At 72.8% G+C, this 19,730-nt stretch carries 15 protein-coding genes; 4 read left to right on the top strand and 11 right to left on the bottom strand.

The genetic code is table 11. The features are described from left to right. Positions 1-80: 80 nt before the first annotated feature. Genes BR98_RS28590 through BR98_RS28570 form a run of 5 tightly spaced genes read right to left on the bottom strand, consistent with a single transcriptional unit; the run spans position 81 to position 7,636 of the window. Positions 81-1,433 (bottom strand): MFS transporter, encoded by a 1,353-nt coding sequence (locus tag BR98_RS28590; RefSeq protein ID WP_035849127.1) that lies wholly within the window; start codon positions 1,431-1,433, stop codon positions 81-83. Then, positions 1,433-1,798 carry a nitrite reductase small subunit NirD gene (gene nirD, locus BR98_RS28585; protein ID WP_035849124.1) on the bottom strand — a complete coding sequence of 122 codons (366 nt, stop codon included), beginning with the start codon at positions 1,796-1,798 and terminating at the stop codon, positions 1,433-1,435. Before nirD ends, BR98_RS28590 begins: the two co-directional genes overlap by 1 nt. After that, complete coding sequence (nirB, locus tag BR98_RS28580) at positions 1,795-4,356, bottom strand: nitrite reductase large subunit NirB (protein WP_035849122.1); 2,562 nt, start codon at positions 4,354-4,356, stop codon at positions 1,795-1,797. The genes nirD and nirB overlap by 4 nt, the downstream gene beginning before the upstream one ends. After that, positions 4,353-5,558: an NAD(P)/FAD-dependent oxidoreductase gene (locus tag BR98_RS28575; RefSeq protein ID WP_198042297.1), complete on the bottom strand. Its 1,206-nt coding sequence runs from the start codon at positions 5,556-5,558 to the stop codon at positions 4,353-4,355. The genes nirB and BR98_RS28575 overlap by 4 nt, the downstream gene beginning before the upstream one ends. Continuing rightward, positions 5,555-7,636, bottom strand: a complete 2,082-nt coding sequence (locus BR98_RS28570) for a molybdopterin oxidoreductase family protein (protein ID WP_035849119.1) — start codon at positions 7,634-7,636, stop codon at positions 5,555-5,557. The genes BR98_RS28575 and BR98_RS28570 overlap by 4 nt, the downstream gene beginning before the upstream one ends. 192 nt (positions 7,637-7,828) lie before the next feature. On the opposite strand from BR98_RS28570, the gene BR98_RS28565 reads away from it, so the two are divergent. Beyond that, a complete protein-coding gene (locus tag BR98_RS28565; RefSeq protein ID WP_035849116.1) occupies positions 7,829-8,956 on the top strand; it encodes a uroporphyrinogen-III synthase in 1,128 nt (375 codons plus the stop codon). Positions 8,957-8,967: 11 nt separating this feature from the next. Beyond that, on the top strand, positions 8,968-9,624 hold the full coding sequence (locus BR98_RS28560; protein ID WP_198042296.1) for a sirohydrochlorin chelatase: 657 nt from the start codon (positions 8,968-8,970) through the stop codon (positions 9,622-9,624). 7 nt (positions 9,625-9,631) lie between these two features. On the opposite strand, the gene BR98_RS28555 is transcribed toward BR98_RS28560, so the two are convergent. Both BR98_RS28555 and BR98_RS28550 read right to left on the bottom strand, forming a co-directional pair. Beyond that, on the bottom strand, positions 9,632-10,933 hold the full coding sequence (locus BR98_RS28555; RefSeq protein ID WP_035854196.1) for a class I SAM-dependent RNA methyltransferase: 1,302 nt from the start codon (positions 10,931-10,933) through the stop codon (positions 9,632-9,634). Positions 10,934-11,337: 404 nt separating this feature from the next. Next, positions 11,338-13,407, bottom strand: a complete 2,070-nt coding sequence (locus tag BR98_RS28550; RefSeq protein WP_051970292.1) for an APC family permease — start codon at positions 13,405-13,407, stop codon at positions 11,338-11,340. A 242-nt stretch (positions 13,408-13,649) separates the two neighbouring features. Between BR98_RS28550 and BR98_RS28545 the strand changes: the two genes are divergently transcribed. Together BR98_RS28545 and BR98_RS28540 are read left to right on the top strand one after the other, a co-directional pair. Then, positions 13,650-14,315 carry a potassium channel family protein gene (locus BR98_RS28545; protein WP_035849114.1) on the top strand — a complete coding sequence of 222 codons (666 nt, stop codon included), beginning with the start codon at positions 13,650-13,652 and terminating at the stop codon, positions 14,313-14,315. After that, a complete protein-coding gene (locus BR98_RS28540; RefSeq protein ID WP_035849112.1) occupies positions 14,315-14,986 on the top strand; it encodes a potassium channel family protein in 672 nt (223 codons plus the stop codon). The genes BR98_RS28545 and BR98_RS28540 overlap by 1 nt, the downstream gene beginning before the upstream one ends. A gap of 50 nt (positions 14,987-15,036) precedes the next feature. On the opposite strand, the gene BR98_RS28535 is transcribed toward BR98_RS28540, so the two are convergent. Genes BR98_RS28535 through BR98_RS28520 form a run of 4 tightly spaced genes read right to left on the bottom strand, consistent with a single transcriptional unit; the run spans position 15,037 to position 19,558 of the window. Further along, positions 15,037-15,828 (bottom strand): DUF3159 domain-containing protein, encoded by a 792-nt coding sequence (locus BR98_RS28535; protein WP_232247654.1) that lies wholly within the window; start codon positions 15,826-15,828, stop codon positions 15,037-15,039. Further along, on the bottom strand, positions 15,825-16,232 hold the full coding sequence (locus tag BR98_RS28530; protein WP_035849109.1) for an OB-fold nucleic acid binding domain-containing protein: 408 nt from the start codon (positions 16,230-16,232) through the stop codon (positions 15,825-15,827). The genes BR98_RS28535 and BR98_RS28530 overlap by 4 nt, the downstream gene beginning before the upstream one ends. 54 nt (positions 16,233-16,286) lie before the next feature. After that, positions 16,287-16,967 (bottom strand): response regulator, encoded by a 681-nt coding sequence (locus BR98_RS28525; RefSeq protein WP_035849105.1) that lies wholly within the window; start codon positions 16,965-16,967, stop codon positions 16,287-16,289. Further along, positions 16,964-19,558: a sensor histidine kinase gene (locus tag BR98_RS28520; protein WP_035849102.1), complete on the bottom strand. Its 2,595-nt coding sequence runs from the start codon at positions 19,556-19,558 to the stop codon at positions 16,964-16,966. The genes BR98_RS28525 and BR98_RS28520 overlap by 4 nt, the downstream gene beginning before the upstream one ends. Positions 19,559-19,730: the final 172 nt, after the last annotated feature.

Below are 19,730 nucleotides of genomic sequence, written 5' to 3'. Positions count from 1 at the left end.
CTGCTAGCACGACAAGGGCGTGAACGGGGGCGCTTGCACGCCCCTGTTCACGCCCCGGATGCTCAGGGGACAGCTGCCCGTCACACCCCCGGCAGGCGGTTCGGCGAGCGGCGCAGGTAGACCGCCCAGGTGAGCAGCAGGCAGAGCGCGTAGTAGGCGAGGAAGGCCAGGTACGCGGCGTCGCCGTTGTGCGAGGAGAGGAAGGACTGGCGGAAGGCGACGTTGACCAGCACCCCGCCGAAGGCGCCGATCGCACCGGCCAGGCCGATCAGCGCGGCGGAGCGGCGCCTGGCGGTGCGCTCGGCGGTCTCCGGATCGGTGCCGGCCGCGACCGAGGCGGCGGCCCTGGCCCGGAAGATCGCCGGGATCATCTTGTAGGTCGAGCCGTTGCCGAGGCCGCTGAGCACGAAGAGCGCGATGAAGCCGGCCAGGAAGAGCCCCAGCGAGTGCTGCTTGGAGGCCTCGAGCACCAGGGCGGCGCCCGCCGCCATCGCCACGAAGGTCCAGCAGGTGACCTTGGCGCCGCCGAAGCGGTCGGCCAGCAGGCCGCCGAGCGGACGGACCAGCGAACCGAGCAGCGGGCCGAGGAAGGTCAGGTAGGCGGCCTTCACGGCGGTGTCGAACTGGTGGTGGAACTGCACCTGGAGGACCTGCCCGAAGGCGAAGCCGAAGCCGATGAAGGAGCCGAAGGTGCCGATGTAGAGCAGCGAGACCACCCAGGTGTGCGGCTCCCGGGCCACCTCCCGCATCGCCCGCCGGTCGTTGCGCAGCGAGGCGAGGTTGTCCATCCGCAGCGCGGCGCCGAGCGCCGCCAGGATGATCAGCGGCAGGTAGATCAGCGGCAGCAGTCGCGGGTGGGCCGCGCCGGCGGTGGCCAGCACCAGCAGTCCGAGCAGCTGCACCACGGGGACGCCCAGGTTGCCGCCACCCGCGTTGATGCCGAGTGCCCAGCCCTTGAGCCGCTGCGGGTAGAAGGCGTTGATGTTGGCCATCGAGGAGGCGAAGTTGCCGCCGCCGACCCCGGCCAGGGCCGCCACCAGCAGCAGCGTGCTGTACGAGACGCCGGGCTTGAGCACGATCCCCGCCAGCACGGTCGGCACCAGCAGCAGCAGCGCGCTGATCACCGTCCAGGTGCGACCGCCGAAGACGGCCACCGCGAAGGTGTACGGGATCCGCAGCACCGCGCCGAGCGCGGTGGGCAGCGCGGTGAGGGTGAACTTCCCGGCGGCGTCGATGTGGTACTTGGGTCCGAGGAAGAGCACCAGGACCGACCAGAGGCTCCAGACCGAGAAGCCGATGTGCTCGGAGAGCACCGAGAAGACCAGGTTGCGCCGGGCGATCCGGGCGCCGGCCTGCTCCCAGAAGGCGCTGTCCTCGGGTTGCCAGTCCTCGATCCGGCGGGTGTCCGGTCTGGTTGCCGTCGTCGTGCTCATCAACACACCGCCATCTCGTCGCTAGCCACCCGGACCGGCCAGACCCGCAAGTGGGCCGAGTTGCCGTCCGGCGTAATCTCCTCGTCCAGGCAGTGCCCGGTGCGCAGGTCGAAGACCTGCTTGAGCATCGGCGAGACCAGCACCGGCAGCCCGCCGCGACTGCCGGTCAGGCCGCGCGACATGACGTAGGCGCCGCTGAACGGGTCACGGTTGGACAGCGCGTACAACTCGCCGCCGCGGGTGCGGAAGACCGCCACCTGGGTGCCGTCCGCCAGCAGCGCGGCGACGCCGCGGCCGGGGATCAGGTCGTCGAACTCGCAGACTCGGGTCCAGTTCTGGCCGTCGTCGACTTCTACCGTGTTCATCGGCTACGCACCTCCAGGGTGGGGCTGCTGATCAGGATGCGGCCGTCCTCGTCGGGACGGGCGGGGCGGATCTGGTCGCGCTCGGGAACGAAGCGCACTGTGGGGTCGGGGGTCCCCGGGGCGTTGGCGAAGGAGACGAAGCGGCGCACCCGCTCAGGGTCGGCCAGGGTGGCCGCCCACTCGTCCTGGTAGGTCTCGACGTGGCGGGCCATCAGCTCGTCCAGCTCGTCGCAGATGCCGAGCGAGTCGTCCAGCAGCACGGCGCGCAGGTGGTCGAGACCGCCCTCCAGCCGGTCCAGCCAGGACGCGGTGCGCTCCAGCCGGTCGGCGGTGCGGATGTAGAACATCAGGAACCGGTCGATCGTGCGGAGCAGCGTGTCGTGGTCCAGATCGGTGGCCAGCAGGTCGGCGTGCCGGGGTGTCATGCCGCCGTTGCCGCCCACGTAGAGGTTCCAGCCCTCGGCGGTGGCGATCACGCCGAAGTCCTTGCTCTGCGCCTCGGCGCACTCGCGGGCGCAGCCGGAGACCGCGGACTTGAGCTTGTGCGGCGCCCGCAGACCCCGGTAGCGCAGCTCGAGTTCGATCGCCAGGGCCACCGAGTCCTGCACCCCGAAGCGGCACCAGGTCTGTCCGACACAGGACTTCACGGTGCGCAGGGCCTTGCCGTAGGCATGCCCGGACTCGAAGCCGGCGTCCACCAGGCGGCGCCAGATCTCGGGCAACTGGTCGACGGTGGCACCGAACAGGTCGATCCGCTGACCACCGGTGATCTTGGTGTAGAGGCCGAAGTCGCGGGCGATCTCGCCGATGGTGATCAGGCCGTCGGCGGTGATCTCGCCGCCGGGCACCCGGGGCACCACCGAGTAGGAGCCGTTGCGCTGCAGGTTGGCCAGGAAGTGGTCGTTGGTGTCCTGCAGGGCGGCCTGCTCGCCGTCCAGCACATGGCCGTTGCCGAGGCTGGCCAGGATCGAGGCGACCGTCGGCTTGCAGGTGTCGCAGCCCTCGCCGGTGCCGTGCTCGTCGATCAGCCGGGAGAAGCTGGTGATGCCCTTGACCCGGATGATCTCGTAGAGCTCGGCGCGGGTGTGGACGAAGTGCTCGCACAGCCCGCGGGCCGTCTCGATGCCGCCGGCGGCCAGCTCCTCAGCCACGATCGAGTCCAGCAGCTTGATGCAACTGCCGCAGCCGGTACCGGCCTTGGTGCACTTCTTGACCTCCGGGACGGTGTGCAGACCCTGCTCGGAGACCGCCGCCCGGATGCTGCCCTTGGTGACATTATGGCATGAACAGACCACCGCCTCGTCCGGCAGCACCAGCGGGCCACCCGAGCCGGCCGCCGCCGGGAGCAGCAACTGCTCGGCCGGCGCGGGAAGTTCGGCCCGGCTGATGGCGAGCGGGCGCAGTGTCGCATAGGAGTCAGCGTCGCCGACCAGCACACCGCCGAGCAGTCGGCCGTCCGCGCTGACCACCAGCTTCTTGTACACGCCGGCCCGACTGTCGGCGTAGAGCACCTCGACCGAGCCCTCGGTCGCGCCCAGCGCGTCGCCGAAGCTGGCCACGTCCACACCCAGCAGCTTGAGCTTGGTGGACATGTCGGCGCCGGTGAACTCGGCGCTGGATCCGGTCAGTTCGCGGGCCACCGTATCGGCCATCGCATAGCCGGGGGCGACCAGGCCGTAGACCCGGCCGTCGACCGCCAGCGCGCATTCGCCGATCGCCCAGATCTGCGGGTCCGAGGTGCGGCAGTGCCGGTCCACCGCGATGCCGCCGCGCTCGCCGACCGACAGGCCGCAGTCGCGGGCCAGTTGGTCACGCGGGCGCACGCCGGCCGAGAAGACCACCAGGTCGACGGCGAGTTCGGAACCGTCGGAGAGCGCCATGCTGCGGACCTGGCCGTCCGGGCCGGCCTCGATCCGCTGGGTGCCGGCGCCGGTGTGCACCTGCACCCCGAGGTCCTCGATCTTGCGGCGCAGCACCGCGCCACCGCCATCGTCCACCTGCAGCGCCATCAACCGGGGGGCGAACTCCACCACATGGGTCTGCAGTCCCATGGCGCGCAGCGCGCCGGCGGCCTCCAGTCCGAGCAGGCCGCCGCCCACCACCGCGCCGACCGTCGCGCCCGCGGCGCCGGCGGTGATCGCCTCCAGGTCCTCGATGGTCCGGTAGACGTGGCAGCCCTGGGCGTCGTGGCCCGGCACCGGCGGCACGAACGGGTAGGAGCCGGTGGCCAGCACCAGCGCGTCGTAGCTGAGCACCGAACCCGATCGGGTGGTCACGGTGCGGGCTTCGCGGTCGATCGCGGTGGCCGGGTCGCCGAGCCGCAGGTCGATGCCGTGCTGCTCGACGAACTCGGCCGAGCAGAGCGAGAGTTCCTCGGCGGTGGTGCCGGAGAACCAGGAGGTCAGGTGCACCCGGTCGTAGGCCGGGCGGGGCTCCTCGGCGAGCACGGTGACCCGCCAGCGGTGCGACTGCCCGGTCGTCGGCTGCTCGAACAGGGCTTCCAGGAAACGCTGTCCGACCATGCCGTGGCCGACCAGCACCAGGTCCTTCGAGATCATGGGCGGACTCCTCGGTGGGTAGTGAGCAAGGGCAACGGGTCCGGGGGCAGCGGGTCGTCCCGCTCGTACGCCCGGGTCAGGGCGCCGACCGTGGCCAGGTCGCCCAGCAGGATGCCGCCGACGAGCCGGTCGCCGCGCAGCACGAGCTTCTTGTAGGAGCCTCGGGTCGGGTCGGCCAGCCGAAGCACGTCGGTGCCGGGCTGGTCCTCGGCCGTGTCGCCGAACGCGGCGTACTCCAGCGGCCCCGCGGTCAGCCGGGCCAGTGGGCGCGAGCCGGTGTAGCGGGCGGTCGGGTCGGCACCGGAGAGCCGCGCGGCCAGCAGGTCGGCCTGCTGGTAGGCGGGTTCGGCCAGGCCGTGGACGCTGCCGCGGTGCTCGGCGCAGTCGCCGATCGCGTGGCTGCCGGGCGCACTCGCCCGCAGCCGGTCGTCCACCAGGACGCCGCTGCGCACCGCCAGGCCGGCGGCGTGCGCCAGGCCGGTGCGCGGGCGGACCCCGCAGGCGAGCACCACCAGGTCGGCGTCCAGCAGGTAGCCGCTGGCCAGTTCGACCCCGGTCACCCGGTCCTCGCCCTGCAGCGCGCGGGCCCGGTTGCCGAGGTAGCTCTCCACACCGAGCCGGGCGAGCGCGAGCCGCAGCGCCTCGGCGGCCCGCTCGTCGAGTTGACGCTCGATCAGATGCGGTGCCTGGTGCACGATTTCCACCGGCATGCCGAGCGCGGCCAGCGCCCGGGCGGCGCTCACGCCGAGCACTCCGCCGCCGATCACCACGGCCCGCTTGGCGGTGGCGGCGTCCTCGGCGAGGCGCGCGCAGTCGGCCAGGGTGCGGAAGGCGTGCACGCCCGCCTTGAGCCCGTCGGAGCCGCGCAGTCCGCGCAGCGGTGGCAGCACCGGGTTGGCGCCGGTGGCCAGCACCAGCTCGTCGTAGTCGGCCGACTCGCCACCGGCCAGCGACAGTCGTCGGGCGGACGGGTCGACGGCCAGTACCTCGCAGCCGGTCCGAAGCGCGACCCCGGGGCCGTACGGCAGTGCGATCGCCTCGGGGTCGTAGCGCCCCGAGAGCACCTCGGCGAGCAGCACCCGGTTGTACGGCACGCGCTCCTCGGCGCCGTAGACGGTCAGTTCGCCCTGCCCGCCGAGCGCCCGGTACTGCTGGGCGAACCGCGCGCCCGCGAGTCCCGCTCCCACCACCGCGATCCTCATCGCACCCGCTCCACTCGGACGGCGCAGACCTTGAACTCCGGCATCCGGGAGACCGGGTCGAGCGCGGGGTTGGTCAGGGTGTTGGCCCGGCCGGCCCCGGCCCAGTGGAAGGGCATGAACACGGTGTCGGGCCGGATCGAGTCGGTCACCCGGGCGGGGGCCACGGCCCGGCCGCGCCGGCTGGTCACCGTCAGCGCCTCGCCCTCGGCCACCCCGAGCCGCTCGGCCAGCTGCGAGTGCAGCTCGACGAACGGGCCCGGTGCGGCCTTGGCCAGTTCCGGCACCCGGCGGGTCTGCGCGCCGCTCTGGTACTGCGCCAGCACCCGGCCGGTGGTCAGGTAGAGCGGGTAGTCGGCGTCCGGCTCCTCGGCGGCCGGGCGGTAGGAGACGGGGGCGAAGCGGGCCCGGCCGTCCGGGGTGGCGAAGCGGTCCAGGAAGAGCCGCGGCGTGCCGGGGTGGTCCTCGGTGGGGCAGGGCCAGTGGACGCCGTCCTCGGCGCGGATCCGGTCGTAGCTGATGCCCGCGTAGTCGGCCTGGCCGCCGCTGGAGGCCCGGCGCAGCTCCTCGAAGACCTCCTCGGGGTCCTCCGGAAACCCCTTCGCCACCCCCAGCCGATCCGCCAGCTCGCGCAACACGTGGAGGTCGCTGCGCACTCCGGGCGGCGGGGCGAAGGCGGCCTGCCGCAGGATCACCCGGCCCTCCAGGTTGGTCAGCGTCCCGGTCTCCTCGGCCCACTGCGCGGCCGGCAGCACCACGTCCGCCAGCTGGGCGGTCTCGGAGAGCACCAGATCGCTGACCGCGAGGAAGTCCAGCGCGCGCAGCCGCTCGGTGATGTGCGCGGCGCGCGGCGCGGAGACCACCGGGTTGGAGCCCATCAGGAGCATCGCCCGGGCACCGCCCTCGGTACCGAGGGTGTCGAGCAGCTCGTAGGCCGAGCGGCCGGCGCCCGGAAGGTCGGCGGGGTCGACCTCCCAGACCGCTGCGAGGTGCGCGCGGGCGGCCGGGTCCTCGATCGAGCGGTAGCCGGGCAGCTGGTCGGCCTTCTGGCCGTGCTCGCGCCCGCCCTGCCCGTTGCCCTGGCCGGTCAGGCAGCCGTAGCCGGAGCCCTCCCGGCCGGCCTTGCCGAGCGCCAGGCACAGGTTGATCCAGGCTCCGACGGTGTCGGTCCCCTTGCTCTGCTGCTCGGGGCCGCGGGCGGTGAGCACGATCGCCCGCGACGCATCGGCGAAGAGGTCCAGCGTCTCGCGGAGTCGGGATGCCGGGACGCCGGTGATCCGCTCCACCCGCTCCGGCCAGTGCGCCATGGCGGCGGCGCGGGCCGCCTCGAAGCCGGTGGTGCGCTCGGCCACGAAGTCCTGGTCCACCCGCCCGTCTGCCACCGCCAGGTGCAGCAGGCCCAGGGCGAGCGCCAGATCGGTGCCGGGGACCGGCTGCAGGTGCAGGTCGGCCTGCTCGGCGGTGCGCGTGCGACGCGGGTCGACCACGATCAACGTCCCGCCCCGCTCGCGAAGTTCGCGGAAGTAGCGGAGGGCCGGCGGCATCGTCTCGGCCGGGTTGCCGCCGACCAGGATCACGCAGTCGGCAGCGGCGATGTCGGCCAGCGGGAACGGCAGCCCGCGGTCCAGACCGAACGCGATCCGGTGCGCGGCGGCCGCCGAGGACATGCAGAACCGGCCGTTGTAGTCGATGTTCGGCGTGCGCAGCACCACCCGGGCGAACTTGCCGAGCAGATAGGCCTTCTCGTTGGTCAGCCCGCCGCCGCCGAAGACCGCGACCGCCTCCCGGCCGTGCCGCTCGGCGGCGCCGCGCAGCCCGTCGGCGACCCGGTCCAGCGCCTCCTGCCAGGACGCGCCGCGCAGCGCGCCGCCCCGGGTGTCGCGCACCAGCGGCGAGCTGAGCCGGTGGCCCTCGCCCAGCAGGACGGTGGCCGACTGCCCCTTGCCGCACAGCGCGCCGCGGTTGACCGGGAAGTCGGGACGTTCCAGCACCCGCGGCGCGCCGCCCGGCACAGCCGGCGCGGCGAGGCGCATGCCGCACTGCAGCGAGCAGTACGGGCAGTGGGTGTCGGTCGTCGTCATGCCGATGAGCGTGCGCCAGGGCTGTTTCGCGTCCGGGTCGCCATTGTTGCGGCGAGGGTACGTCCCCCTCACCGACCGACCCGTACAAGGTGACGCGGTGGAAACCTGCCGTAACGTCGGACGCCATTCCGCTTACCGCCACGTGATGGGTCGGCAACGGGAAGGAAACAGCGCTGCCGGACCCTGCACGGCATGACAGCACTTCAGCCTTCGAGCCCCCTGGTCGGCTACACCATCGGCGTGACCGCCGCGCGCCGCCGCGAGGAGCTCGTCGCGCTGCTGCGCCGACGCGGCGCCCGAGTAGTCGAGGCGCCGGCGCTGCGGATCATGCCGCTGGACGACGACGCCGCGCTGCGCCGGGCCACCGAGCTCTGCCTGACCGCCCCACTGGACTACGTGGTGGCCACCACCGGCGTCGGCTGGCGCGGCTGGCTGAGCGCCGCCGACGGCTGGGGGTACGGCGCCCGGCTGGCCGAGGTCTGCCGCGACGCCGTGGTGCTCACCCGTGGCCCCAAGGCCACCGGTGCGGTCCGGGCCGGCGGGCTGAGCGAGACCTGGTCCCCGGCCACCGAGGCCAACGAGGAACTGCTCGGCTGGCTGCTCGGCCGCGAGCTGCGCGGGCGCCGGGTGGCGGTGCAGGAGCACGGCGCGCCGCTGGACGAGTTCTCGGCCGCCCTGCGGGAGCGCGGCGCCGAGGTGATCGTGGTGCCGGTCTACCGCTGGGCCCCGCCCGAGGACCCGCTGCCGCTGCGCCGGCTGGTGGAGCAGACAGCGCGCCGCGAGGTACACGCGGTGACCTTCACCAGCGCGCCCGCGATCACCGCCTTCCTCGCCACCGCCGACGAACTCGGGCTGCGCGAGGAGGTGCTGGCCGGGCTGCGGACCGATGTGCTGCCGGTCTGCGTCGGGCCGGTCTGTGCCCGCCCGCTGGAGGAGGCCGGGATCACCCCGCACTGCCCGGACCGCGGGCGCCTGGGCGCGATGGTGCGCACCATCGAGTCCGTGCTGCCCGCCCGCAACCGGCGCGAACTGCGTTCGGGCGCCAACCGGTTGGCGCTGCAGGGCAACGCCGTGCTGATCGACGACGGACCCCCCGTGCAGTTGCCCCCGCTGCTCGCGGCGGTGCTGCGGGCACTGGCCGAGCAGCCGGGCCGGGTGCTCAGCCGGGCCGAACTGCTGCGCCGGGTCTGGGTCGGCACGCACGCCGACGAGCACGCGGTGGAGGCCGCCGTCGCCCGCCTGCGCGCCGCCCTCGGCGAACACTCCCGGCTGGTGCGGACCGTACCGAAGCGGGGCTACAGCCTGGTGGCGGCGCTGTGACCCTGGTCGCGGTGGCGCACGGGACCCGCGATCCGCAGGGGGTGGCCAGCTACTACCAGCTGCTGGCCGAGGTGCGCGCGCAACGCCCCGGGACACGCGTCGAGCTGGCCTTCCTCGACCACGCCGAGCCGGGGCCGGCCGAGCTGCTGGCCGGGCTGCGCGGCACGGTGGTGCTGGTGCCGCTGCTGCTGAGCACCGGCTTCCACCTGCAGGTCGACCTGCCCGCCGTGGCCGCCGCCGCGCCGCACCTGCGGACCCGCATCGCCCCGGCGCTCGGCCCGCACCCACTGCTGGCCGACGCGCTGGAGTCCCGGCTGACCGAGGCGGGCGGGCCGGGCGACGCGGTGGTGCTGGCCGCCGCCGGCTCCACCGACCCGGCGGGCAACGCCGACACCGCGCGGATGGCCGAGCTGCTGGCCGCGCGGCTGGGACGCCCGGTCGCGCCCGGCTACCTGTGCGCGGCCGCGCCGACCCCCGCCGAGGCGGTCGCCGCCCTGCGCGCGGCCGGGCACCGCCGGATAGCGGTCGCGCCGTACCTGATGGCCCCGGGCTACTTCGCCCGCCGGGCCGAGCGCAGCGGCGGCTGCGTAACCGCCGCCCCGCTCGGCGCGCACGCCGAGCTGGCCCGGCTGGTGCTGGCCCGCTACGACCAGGCCCTCGACGGCTGATCCTGCGTCAGTCGCGCGGCTCGACCGGCTCCAGGATCGCCACGCACTCGAAGTGGTGGGTCATCGGGAACAGGTCGAAGGCCCGCAGCGAGACCGGGCGGTAGCCGCCCTCGGCGAAGAACGCCAGGTCACGGGCGAGCGCGGCCGGGTCGCAGGCCACGTAGGCGATCCGCCGGGCGGCCAGCGAGGCCAGGTGGCGCACCGTCTCGCGGCCCGCACCGGCCCGCGGCGGGTCCAGCACGATCAGGTCGGTGGCGGTGATCCCGGTGCGCGGCAGCAGGGTCTCGACCTTGTCGCACTCGATCCGCACCTGCTCCAGCTCGGCCAGGTTGTGCCGGGCGTCCAGCACCGCCTGCTTGCCGGACTCGATGCCCAGCACCGCGCCGTCCTCGCCGACCCGCTCGGCCAGCGCGCCGGCGAACAGGCCGACGCCGCAGTACAGGTCCAGCGCGTTCTCGCCCCACTGCGGGTCGAGCCCGTCGAGCACCGCGTCGACCAGGGTCTGCGGCGCCTCGGGGTGGATCTGCCAGAAGCCGCCGTTGCTGACCCGCCAGGTCCGCCCGTCGGCCCGCTCACGCACGAAGGTGCGCCCGTGCACCCGGTGGAAGAGGTCCTGCTCGTCGATCCGGGAGATCGACACCGGCTTGTCCAGCTCGACCAGCGGCAGTTGCTCGCCGGGCAGCGGGCGCAGGATCAGCTGGCGGTCCGAGGACCCGCTGGCGGCGATCGCCTCCACCGAGGCCAGCCCGGTCCAGTCCCGCTCCTCGATGCCCAGCTCGGTGACGCCCTCGGCGGCGATCAGGCAGCGGTCGATCAGCTGCACCTCGTGCGAGCGGTGCTTGCGCAGGCCGACCCGCCCGCTCTCGCCGTCCACCGTGTACTGCACCCGGGTGCGCCAGGCGGGCACCTGGCCGGCCGGCAGCTTGCCGCCGACCGGCTCCACGCTGCCGTCCCAGCCGGCCTCGGCCGGGGTCAGGCCGGCCAGCTTGGCCAACTGCTCGGTGAGCACCGCGACCTTGAGCTTGCGCTGCCCGCCGGGGCTGACGTGCTGCCAGTCGCAGCCGCCGCACTTGCCGGGGCCGGCGAACGGGCAGGGCGCCTCGATCCGGTCCTTGGCGGCCTCCAGGATCTCCACCGCGTCGGCCCGCAGGAAACGGGACTTGGTGGTGCCCTCGGTGACCTGGGCGATCACCCGCTCGCCGGGCAGCGCGTGCCGGACGAAGAGCACCCGGCCCTCGTGCCGGGCCACGCAGTGGCCGCCGCCGTGCGCGACCGGGCCCACCTCGACCTCGTACCGCTCACCGACCAGCGGGTCGCCGCCGGGGCCCTTGACCTGCTGCGCGGCGGCGGCCTTGGCCGGACGTTCCTTGCGCTCGGGACGTTCCTTGCGCTCCGGGCGCCCCGCCTGCGCCGCACGCTCCGCCCGCTCCGAAGGAGCGGTGCGAGGCGTCCGGGGCGTGCGAGGCGTCCGCGGGGCGCGCGGCTCACGCGGCGTGCGGGGGGCCTTGGCGGCCGACTGCTGCTCGGCGGCGGCCTCCCCCGCCCGCTCCCCCGGGGCCAGCGGCGCGGTCTGCGCCGTGTAGCCGTCCCGGTCGGTGGCGGCCGGCCGGGCCGGCTTGGCCGACCAGCGCGGCTTGGCGACCTGACCGACCTTGCCGGCCTTCGCCCCCTTGCGAGGCTGGCCCGAGGAGGAGCGGGGCGGGGTGTTGCGACTCACGTAACGGCGTCCTTGCTGGCTTCGGGGTTCCCGGCGGTCGGGTTGTCGACGGAACCCGACGGTACCGTGCGCCGCCGCGGTTCGCCGCGTCGTACGTCGCCGGGGGCCGAGTAGACCCGTACCGTGCTGCGCCGCTCCGAGGACTCCAGCTGCCAGGGCACCGAGGTCACCATCACCCCGGGCTTGAAGAGCAGCCGTCCCTTGAGCCGCAGCGCGCTCTGGTTGTGCAGCAGGTGCTCGTACCAGTGGCCGACCACGTACTCGGGGATGTAGACGCTGACCACGTCGCGCGGCGAGGAGCGGCGCAGGTTCTTGACGTAGTCCAGCACCGGCCCGGTGATCTCGCGGTACGGCGAGTCCAGCACCTTGAGCGGCACGTCGATCCCGCGCTCGTCCCACTCGCCGCGCAGCGCGGCGGTGTCGGCCGGGTCGACGTTGACGGTGATCGCCTCCAGCGTGTGCGCCCGGGCCAGCTGGGCGTAGGCCAGTGCCCGCAGGGCCGGCTTGTGCAGCTTGGAGACCAACACGATGGCGTGCACCCGGGTGGGCAGCGCCAGGTCCTCGGCGTCCTCGGCCGGGGCCAGCTCCTGGGAGACCCGGTCGTAGTGCCGGCGGATCGCCTTCATCATCACGAAGAGCACGCACATGGTGGCGATCGCGATCCAGGCATGGCCGATCTTGGTGACCAGAACCACGATCAGCACCGCCGCGGTCATCACCAGACCGAAGGTGTTGATCGCCCGGGAGCGCTGCATCCGGCGCCGCGCCTTGGGGTCGGTCTCGGTGCGCAGGTGCCGGGTCCAGTGCCGGATCATGCCGGACTGGCTCATGTTGAACGAGACGAAGACGCCGACGATGTACAGCTGGATCAGCCGGTTCGGGTCGGCGCCGAAGGCCACGATGAAGACGATCGCCACGCCCGCCAGCAGGATGATGCCGTTGGAGAAGGCCAGCCGGTCACCGCGGGTGTGCAGCTGGCGCGGCAGGTAGCGGTCCTGGGCGAGGATCGAGCCGAGCACCGGGAAGCCGTTGAAGGCGGTGTTGGCGGCCAGCACCAGGATCAGGCCGGTGACGGCGGCGATGAAGTAGAAGCCCGGGGTGAAGTTGGAGAACACCGCCTCGCTGATCTGCGCGAGCGCCGTCTTCTGGTGGTAGTCCGCCGGGGCGCCGCCGAGCTGCTCGACCGGGTTCTCGGCCATCTGGGTCCCGGTCAGGTGGGCCAGGTAGATGATGCCCATGAACATGGCGACGGCGATCGAGGCCATCAGCAGCAGCGTGGTGGCCGCGTTCTTGCTCTTCGGCTTGCGGAAGGCCGGCACGCCGTTGCTGATCGCCTCGACGCCGGTGAGCGCCGCACAGCCCGAGGAGAAGGCCTTGAGCAGCAGGAAGACCAGCGCGAAGCCGGTCACCGCCTCGTTGCCGGGGGTGGGCTGCAGGTGGAAGCCGGCGCTCTCGGCGTGCATGGTGCTGCCGAAGACCAGGTGCCGGATCAACCCGTAGCCCACCATGCCTATGACGCCGATCATGAAGGCGTAGGTGGGCACCGCGAAGGCCGAGCCGGACTCGCGCACACCGCGCAGGTTCATGCCCATCAGCAGCAGCACCAGCAGGACGCTCAGGCCCATCTCGTGCCCGCGCAGCGCCGGAACGGCCGAGACCACGTTGGCCACGCCCGAGGTGGTGGAGACCGCCACGGTGAGCACGTAGTCGACCATCAGGGCGCTGGCCACCACCAGACCGGACTTCGGTCCGTGGTTGACGGTGGCGACCTCGTAGTCACCACCACCGCTCGGGTAGGCATGCACGTTCTGCCGGTAGGAGGCAACCACCGCGAGCATGACGACGGCGACCACGACGCCGATCTGCCATGAGAAGTGGATCGCCGAGACACCGGCGAGCGACAGGGTGAGGAGGATCTCCTCCGGGGCGTAGGCCACGGACGACAGGGCGTCGGAGGCGAACACCGGCAGCGCGATCCGCTTGGGCAGCAGCGTCTCGCCGAGCTTGTCGCTCTGCAGCGCGCGGCCGATCAGGATCCGTTTAGGGACGTCGGTCAGATTGGGCACGTTAAGGAATCGTAGGGGCTCTTGCTTTTGCGGCTACCACCAGTGCGTCAGTTCGTCGAGACCTTGTTCTACGGACCGGATAGTGTCGGAGCACCAGCTGACGGGCAACACTCCCGTTACCGAGCCGCACCCGAGTGACGGGGGCGGCGCAGATCGCCCCGCCGACCGGCGGGCACGGAAGGATGATCGAACGGTGTTTGCGCAGGTCAAGAGCCCAACGAGCCGGGTAAGGTAACAGCACCGTGCACATCGTGATCATGGGTTGCGGACGGGTGGGCTCCGCGCTCGCCAGAGCCCTGGAGAAGCAGGGCCACTCGGTGGCCGTGGTCGATCAGGACCCCACCGCCTTCCGCCGGCTCGGGGCCGGCTTCAACGGCCGCCGGGTGAACGGCGTCGGCTTCGACCAGGACACCCTGCGCGAGGCCGGCATCGAGGAGGCCGGCGCCTTCGCCGCGGTCAGCAGCGGCGACAACTCGAACATCATCGCGGCCCGGGTGGCCCGGGAGACCTTCGGCGTCGAGCACGTCGCGGCCCGGATCTACGACCCCCGCCGCGCCGAGGTCTACCAGCGCCTGGGCATCCCGACGGTGGCCACCGTGCGGTGGACCGCCGACCAGATGCTGCGCCGGCTGCTGCCCAGCGGCGCCGAGCCGCTCTGGCAGGACCCGAGCGGCACCGTGCAGCTGGCCGAGGTCGCCTTCTCCCCGCACTGGGTCGGCCAGCGGGTGTCCGCCCTGGAGGAGGCCTCCGGTGCCCGGGTGGCCTTCATCACCCGGCTCGGCGAGGGCGTGCTGCCCACCCCGCAGATGGTGGTGCAGGAGGGCGACCTGGTGCAGGTGATGCTGCGTCGGGCCGACCTGGCCGCGGTCGAGGCCGTGTTCGCGAACGGCCCGAAGGAGAGTCACTGATGCGGGTAGCGATTGCGGGAGCGGGCGCGGTCGGCCGTTCGATCGCCGGTGAGCTGCTGGAGAACGGCCACGAGGTGCTGCTCGTGGACAAGAACCCGAACTCCATCTCGGTGGAGCGGGTGCCGATGGCGGAGTGGCTGCTGGCCGACGCCTGCGAGATCACCTCGCTGGACGAGGCCGCACTGCAGCGCTGCCACGTGGTGATCGCCGCGACCGGTGACGACAAGGTCAACCTGGTGGTCTCGCTGCTGGCGAAGACCGAGTACGGCGTGCCGCGGGTGGTCGCCCGGGTGAACAACCCGAAGAACGAGTGGCTCTTCAACGAGTCCTGGGGCGTGGATGTCGCGGTCTCCACCCCGCGCCTGATGTCGGCGCTGGTCGAGGAGGCGGTGAGCGTCGGGGACCTGGTCCGGCTGATGCGCTTCAGCCAGGGCAACGCCAACCTGGTGGAGCTCACCCTCGCCGAGGACGCCGAGCTGGTCGGCACCCGGGTGGGCGACGTGGCCTGGCCGACCGACACCGCGCTGGTGACCATCATCCGCGAGGGCCGGGTGCTGGTGCCGGCCCGGGACGACACCCTGGAGGGCGGCGACGAGCTGCTCTTCGTGGCCGCGCAGGAGCGCGAGGAGGAGCTGGAGACCCTGCTGTCGGCGGACGCCGGCGCGCAGTAAGCCACGATGCGTGAAGGCCCGCTCCCGTTGGGGGGCGGGCCTTCACAAGCTCAGGCGTCCTCGTCCTGCGGGACCTCGGCCTTGATCGGCGGCGGCGCCTTGACCAGGATCTGCCACGTCACGTACATCGCCAGCAGCAGCGGCGGATAGGCGAGGGCCACCTTCAGCCAGCCCAGCAGATTGACGTCACCCGTGAAGTACAGCGGAAACAGGACCAACGGCTTGATACCCATGATCGCCACCCATGCCCAGGTGGCCTTGGTGTAGGCGGCCAGCCGGCCCGGGTTCTTGGTGCGCCAGGTGAACATCTCGCCAGTGATCGGGCCGAGCATGACGCCGATCAGGGGCCAGCGAGCCAGGGCCGAGACGGCCAGCGCGACACAGTAGCCGACGCTGTAGAGCAGGCCTGGCAGGTAGAAGTTCTGGGCCTTGCCGGTCCTCATCGCGAAGAAGGCACCGATCGCCACGCCGAAAACACCGGAGAAGGCGTGCTTGAGGGTCTCCCGCCTAAGCAGACGGACCACCACGAACACCACACACAGGCCCACCGCGGCCCATGCGGCGGCCGAGACCTTGTGGGTCACGGTGAAGGTGGCGATGAAGGCCAGTCCGGGCACGGTCGTGTCGATCAGGCCTCGGACCCCGCCGAAGGCCTCCATGACGCTGTCGGCTGCCGCCCGTGAGGCGGCCGCGTCCTCCTCCGCCTTCCGGCGAGCCGCCTCCGCAGCCTCCAACTGCTCGGTGGCCACGTCGACCACCGCCTCGTTGAGGGTGTGTTCGACGTCGGCGTCGAGGTTGTCGGCCGTACGGGCGGCGTGCTCGCCGCCGGGAAGGTTGGTCACGCTGATTCGCTCCCCTGTCCCACCGGACGCAGCTCGTAGCGAGGGTTGAAGAGCACGCGGCGCCCGCGTGCGTGGCTGATCCGGCCGCTGGCCGTGAGCCGGCGGCCCGGCTCTATGCCCGAGATCGAGCGGCGTCCCAGCCAGACCACGTCCAGCGCGTCCGAGCCGTCGAAGAGCTCGGCCTCCAGCGCGGGCACCCCGGCCCGGGGACGCAGGGTCACGGTGCGCAGGGTGCCGGAGACGGTGACCACCTCGCGGTCGCCGGCCAGGGCGATCGGCGTGCAGCCGGACACCGCGGCGTCCTGGCGCAGTTCCGCGGCCTGGAGCTCCTCCGAGCTGGAGGTGAGCCGGCTGAACATCCGGCGCAGGCGGCCCTGCGGCTGCTCGCTGCTGTTACCACTCATGCCGGAAGGGTACCGGCTGGGACCCTTCCGGTGGGCTGCCGTGGCGGCGCCGGATCACGGCTCGAAGCGGTAGCCCATACCCGCCTCGGTGATGAAGTGGCGCGGGTGCGAGGGGTCGGTCTCCAGCTTGCGGCGCAGCTGGGCGAGGTAGACCCGCAGGTAGTTGGTCTCGGTGCGGTAGGCCGGGCCCCAGACCTCCTGCAGCAGCTGGGTCTGGCTGACCAGTCGGCCCGCGTTGCGCACCAGCACCTCCAGCAGGTGCCACTCAGTCGGGGTGAGGCGGACGTCCACGCCGTCCCGGTTGACCTTCTTCGCCGCCAGGTCGACGGTGAACGCCTCGGTGGTGACCAGCGAGTCGTCCTCGCCGGCGACCGGCTCGGCCCGGCGCACCGCGGCGCGCATCCGGGCCAGCAGCTCGTCCATGCCGAACGGCTTGGTCACGTAGTCGTCGGCGCCCGCGTCCAGCGCCTCGACCTTCTCGTCGGAGGCGTGCCGGGCCGACAGCACGATGATCGGCACCCGGGTCCAGCCGCGCAGGCCGCGGATCACCTCGACGCCGTCCATGTCGGGCAGGCCGAGGTCGAGCACCACCACGTCGGGGTGGCGGGCCGCGGCCAGCTCGAGCGCGCCGGCCCCGTCATGGGCGGCGTCCACCTCGTACTTGCGGGCCTTGAGGTTGATCACCAGGGCGCGGACGATCTGTGGTTCGTCGTCCACGACGAGGACCCGGGTCATGCGAGCTCCGCCTTTCGGGGGGCGAGGGAGGTCAACGGGGAGGGCTCGACGGGAACGGGCTCGGGCGGCTGCCCGACGGCGGGCAGCGAGACCACCATGGTCAGCCCGCCGCCCGGGGTGTCCTCGGCGGTCAGGGTGCCGCCCATCGCCTCGACGAAGCCGCGGGCCACCGCGAGGCCGAGCCCCACGCCCGCGCCGCGCGGGGCGTCGCCGTAGCGCTGGAACGGGGCGAAGATCTTCTCCTTGGCCTCTTCGGGGACCCCGGGCCCCCGGTCGACCACCCGCAGCTCGACCCGGCCGCCACCGGTCGTCGGCGCCAGCGCATCGGCCTTGACCAGCACCTTCTGTCCGGTCGGGCTGTACTTGACGGCGTTCTCGATCAGGTTGGCCAGGGCCCGCTCCAGCAGTCCGGCGTCCGCCGGGACCATCGGCAGCGACTCCGGGATGTCGAGGCGCACCGAGTCCAGCTGGACCCCGCCGAGGGCGTACGGGACCACCTCGTCCAGGTCCACCGGCTGGATCAGCGGGGTGACGGTGCCGGTCTGCAGACGGCTCATGTCCAGCAGGTTGTTGATCAGGTGGTCGAGGCGGTCGGCGCCCGCCTCGATGCCGGCCAGCAGCTCGGCCTCGTCCGCCGGGTCCCACTCGACGTCCTCGGCGCGCAGCGAGGAGACGGCCGCCTTGATGCCGGCCAGCGGGGTGCGCAGGTCGTGCGAGACGGCGGCCAGCAGCGCGGTGCGGATCCGGTTGCCCTCGGCCTGGCGGCGGGCGGCGGCGGCTTCGCGGGCCAGCTGCTCGCGCTCGGCCAGCACCGCGGCCTGGGCGGCGAAGGCCCCGAGCAGGCGCCGGTCGGCGGCGGGCAGCACCCGCCCGCAGAGCACCAGCGCGAGGGTCTTGCCGGCCGGGACGTCCACCTGGCCGTCCTCCGGGTGCTCGGGCGGGTTCGGGCCGCTGACCGCGATGGCGTGCCAGGGGTCGAACTCGTGCCGGCGTTCCAGCAGCGCGACCGAGTCCACCTGGAAGGTCTCCCTGACCTGGTCGAGCAGGGCGGTGAGCACCCCGTCCCCGGTGGGTGCGCCGCGCAGCACGGTGCCGGCCAGCGCGCTCAGGGTCTGTGCCTCGGCCTGGGCACGGGCCGCCTCGTTGGTCCGCCGGGCGGCGACGTCGACCACGGTGGCCACCGAGATCCCGACCGCGGTGAAGATCGCCACGGCCACGATGTTCTGCGAGTCGCTGATCGTCAGGGTGTGGATCGGCGGGGTGAAGTAGTAGTTCAGCGCGGTGGAGCCGACCAGCGCGGAGGCGATCGCCGGGAAGAGGCCGCCGACCAGCGCCGCGCAGACCGTCACCGACAGGAAGAGCAGCATGTCGGTGGGCAGCCCCGGGCCGTGCACATGGGTCAGCAGCAGCGCCAGCAGCGGCGGCCCGGCCACCCCGATCAGCCAGCCGGCGATCGCCCGCGGCCGGCCCAGGTCGGTGACCTTGCGGATCGGGATCCGGCCGCGTCCGTGCGCGGCGTGCTCGTGGGTGACGATGTGCACGTCGATGTCGCCCGAGTCACGGGCCACCGTGGAGCCGACCCCCGGGCCGTAGATGTACTGCCAGGCCTTGCGGCGGCTGGAGCCGAGCACGATCTGGGTGGCGTTCACCCCGCGCGCGAAGTCCAGCAGGGCCGCCGCCGGGTCGTCGCCGAGCACGGTGTGGAAGCTGCCGCCCAGGCTCTCCACCAGGGCCCGCTGCTCGATCAGCGCCTGCGGGGAGCCGCCGGCCAGCCCGTCGGAGCTGGAGATGTGCACCGCCAGCAGCTCGCTGCCGGAGCCCTTGGCGGCGATCCGGGCGGCTCGACGGATCAGGGTGGCGCCCTCGGGGCCGCCGGTCAGGCCGACCACGATCCGCTCCCGGGCCTGCCAGGTGTCGGCTATGCCCTGCTCGGCGCGGTAGGTCTGCAGGTACTCGTCCACCCGGTCGGCGGTCCACAGCAGCGCCAGCTCGCGCAGCGCGGTGAGGTTGCCGGGGCGGAAGTAGTTGGACAGCGCCGCGTCGACCTTCTCCGGCGCGTAGACGTTGCCGTGCGCCATCCGGCGGCGCAGCGCCTGTGGCGACATGTCGACCAGTTCGATCTGGTCGGCCCGGCGGACCACCTCGTCCGGCACCGTCTCGCGCTGGCGCACCCCGGTGATGCCCTCCACCACGTCGCCGAGTGACTCCAGGTGCTGGATGTTGACGGTGGAGATCACATCGATCCCGGCGGCCAGCAGCTCCTCGACGTCCTGCCAGCGCTTGGCGTTGCGGCAGCCGGGCACATTGGTGTGGGCGAGCTCGTCGACCAGCGCCACCTGCGGGCGGCGGGCCAGCAGCGCGTCCAGGTCCAGCTCGGTGAACTCGGCGCCGCGGTGCTCCATGGTGCGGCGCGGCACCGCCTCCAGACCGTGCAGCAGCTCGGCGGTGTTGGCCCGGTTGTGGGTCTCGACGAAACCGACCACCACATCGGTGCCGCGGGCCAGCCGGCGGTGCGCCTCGCAGAGCATCGCGTAGGTCTTGCCCACGCCGGGAGCTGCCCCGAGGTAGATCCGCAGCCGTCCGCGTGCCATGCGTCCCATTCTTGATCGAGCCCGGCCCCGGGACCATTCCCGGACACCTGTTCGCGCAGTTGTTCGCGCAGTCGAGACTACGGGGTACCTGCCTGTTCGCCTTCGATCAGACTGGTCGGACGACAGATTTAGCGGCATCTTGACGAGTCGCCACGCTCACTCGGACAGCCGC

Source organism: Kitasatospora azatica KCTC 9699, assembly GCF_000744785.1.
GTDB classification, from domain to species: Bacteria; Actinomycetota; Actinomycetes; order Streptomycetales; family Streptomycetaceae; genus Kitasatospora; species Kitasatospora azatica.
Note: the sequence above shows the minus strand (reverse complement) of the source record. Positions and strands in the feature narration are given on the sequence as shown.

What these genes read in the sequence shown, in the direction of transcription:
- BR98_RS28590 (WP_035849127.1), bottom strand. Translation starts at nt 1,433, where the DNA reads ATGAGCACGACGACGGCAACCAGACCGGACACCCGCCGGATCGAGGAC.
- nirD (WP_035849124.1), bottom strand. Translation starts at nt 1,798, where the DNA reads ATGAACACGGTAGAAGTCGACGACGGCCAGAACTGGACCCGAGTCTGC.
- nirB (WP_035849122.1), bottom strand. Translation starts at nt 4,356, where the DNA reads ATGATCTCGAAGGACCTGGTGCTGGTCGGCCACGGCATGGTCGGACAG.
- BR98_RS28575 (WP_198042297.1), bottom strand. Translation starts at nt 5,558, where the DNA reads ATGAGGATCGCGGTGGTGGGAGCGGGACTCGCGGGCGCGCGGTTCGCC.
- BR98_RS28570 (WP_035849119.1), bottom strand. Translation starts at nt 7,636, where the DNA reads ATGACGACGACCGACACCCACTGCCCGTACTGCTCGCTGCAGTGCGGC.
- BR98_RS28565 (WP_035849116.1), top strand. Translation starts at nt 7,829, where the DNA reads ATGACAGCACTTCAGCCTTCGAGCCCCCTGGTCGGCTACACCATCGGC.
- BR98_RS28540 (WP_035849112.1), top strand. Translation starts at nt 14,315, where the DNA reads ATGCGGGTAGCGATTGCGGGAGCGGGCGCGGTCGGCCGTTCGATCGCC.
- BR98_RS28530 (WP_035849109.1), bottom strand. Translation starts at nt 16,232, where the DNA reads ATGAGTGGTAACAGCAGCGAGCAGCCGCAGGGCCGCCTGCGCCGGATG.
- BR98_RS28525 (WP_035849105.1), bottom strand. Translation starts at nt 16,967, where the DNA reads ATGACCCGGGTCCTCGTCGTGGACGACGAACCACAGATCGTCCGCGCC.
- BR98_RS28520 (WP_035849102.1), bottom strand. Translation starts at nt 19,558, where the DNA reads ATGGCACGCGGACGGCTGCGGATCTACCTCGGGGCAGCTCCCGGCGTG.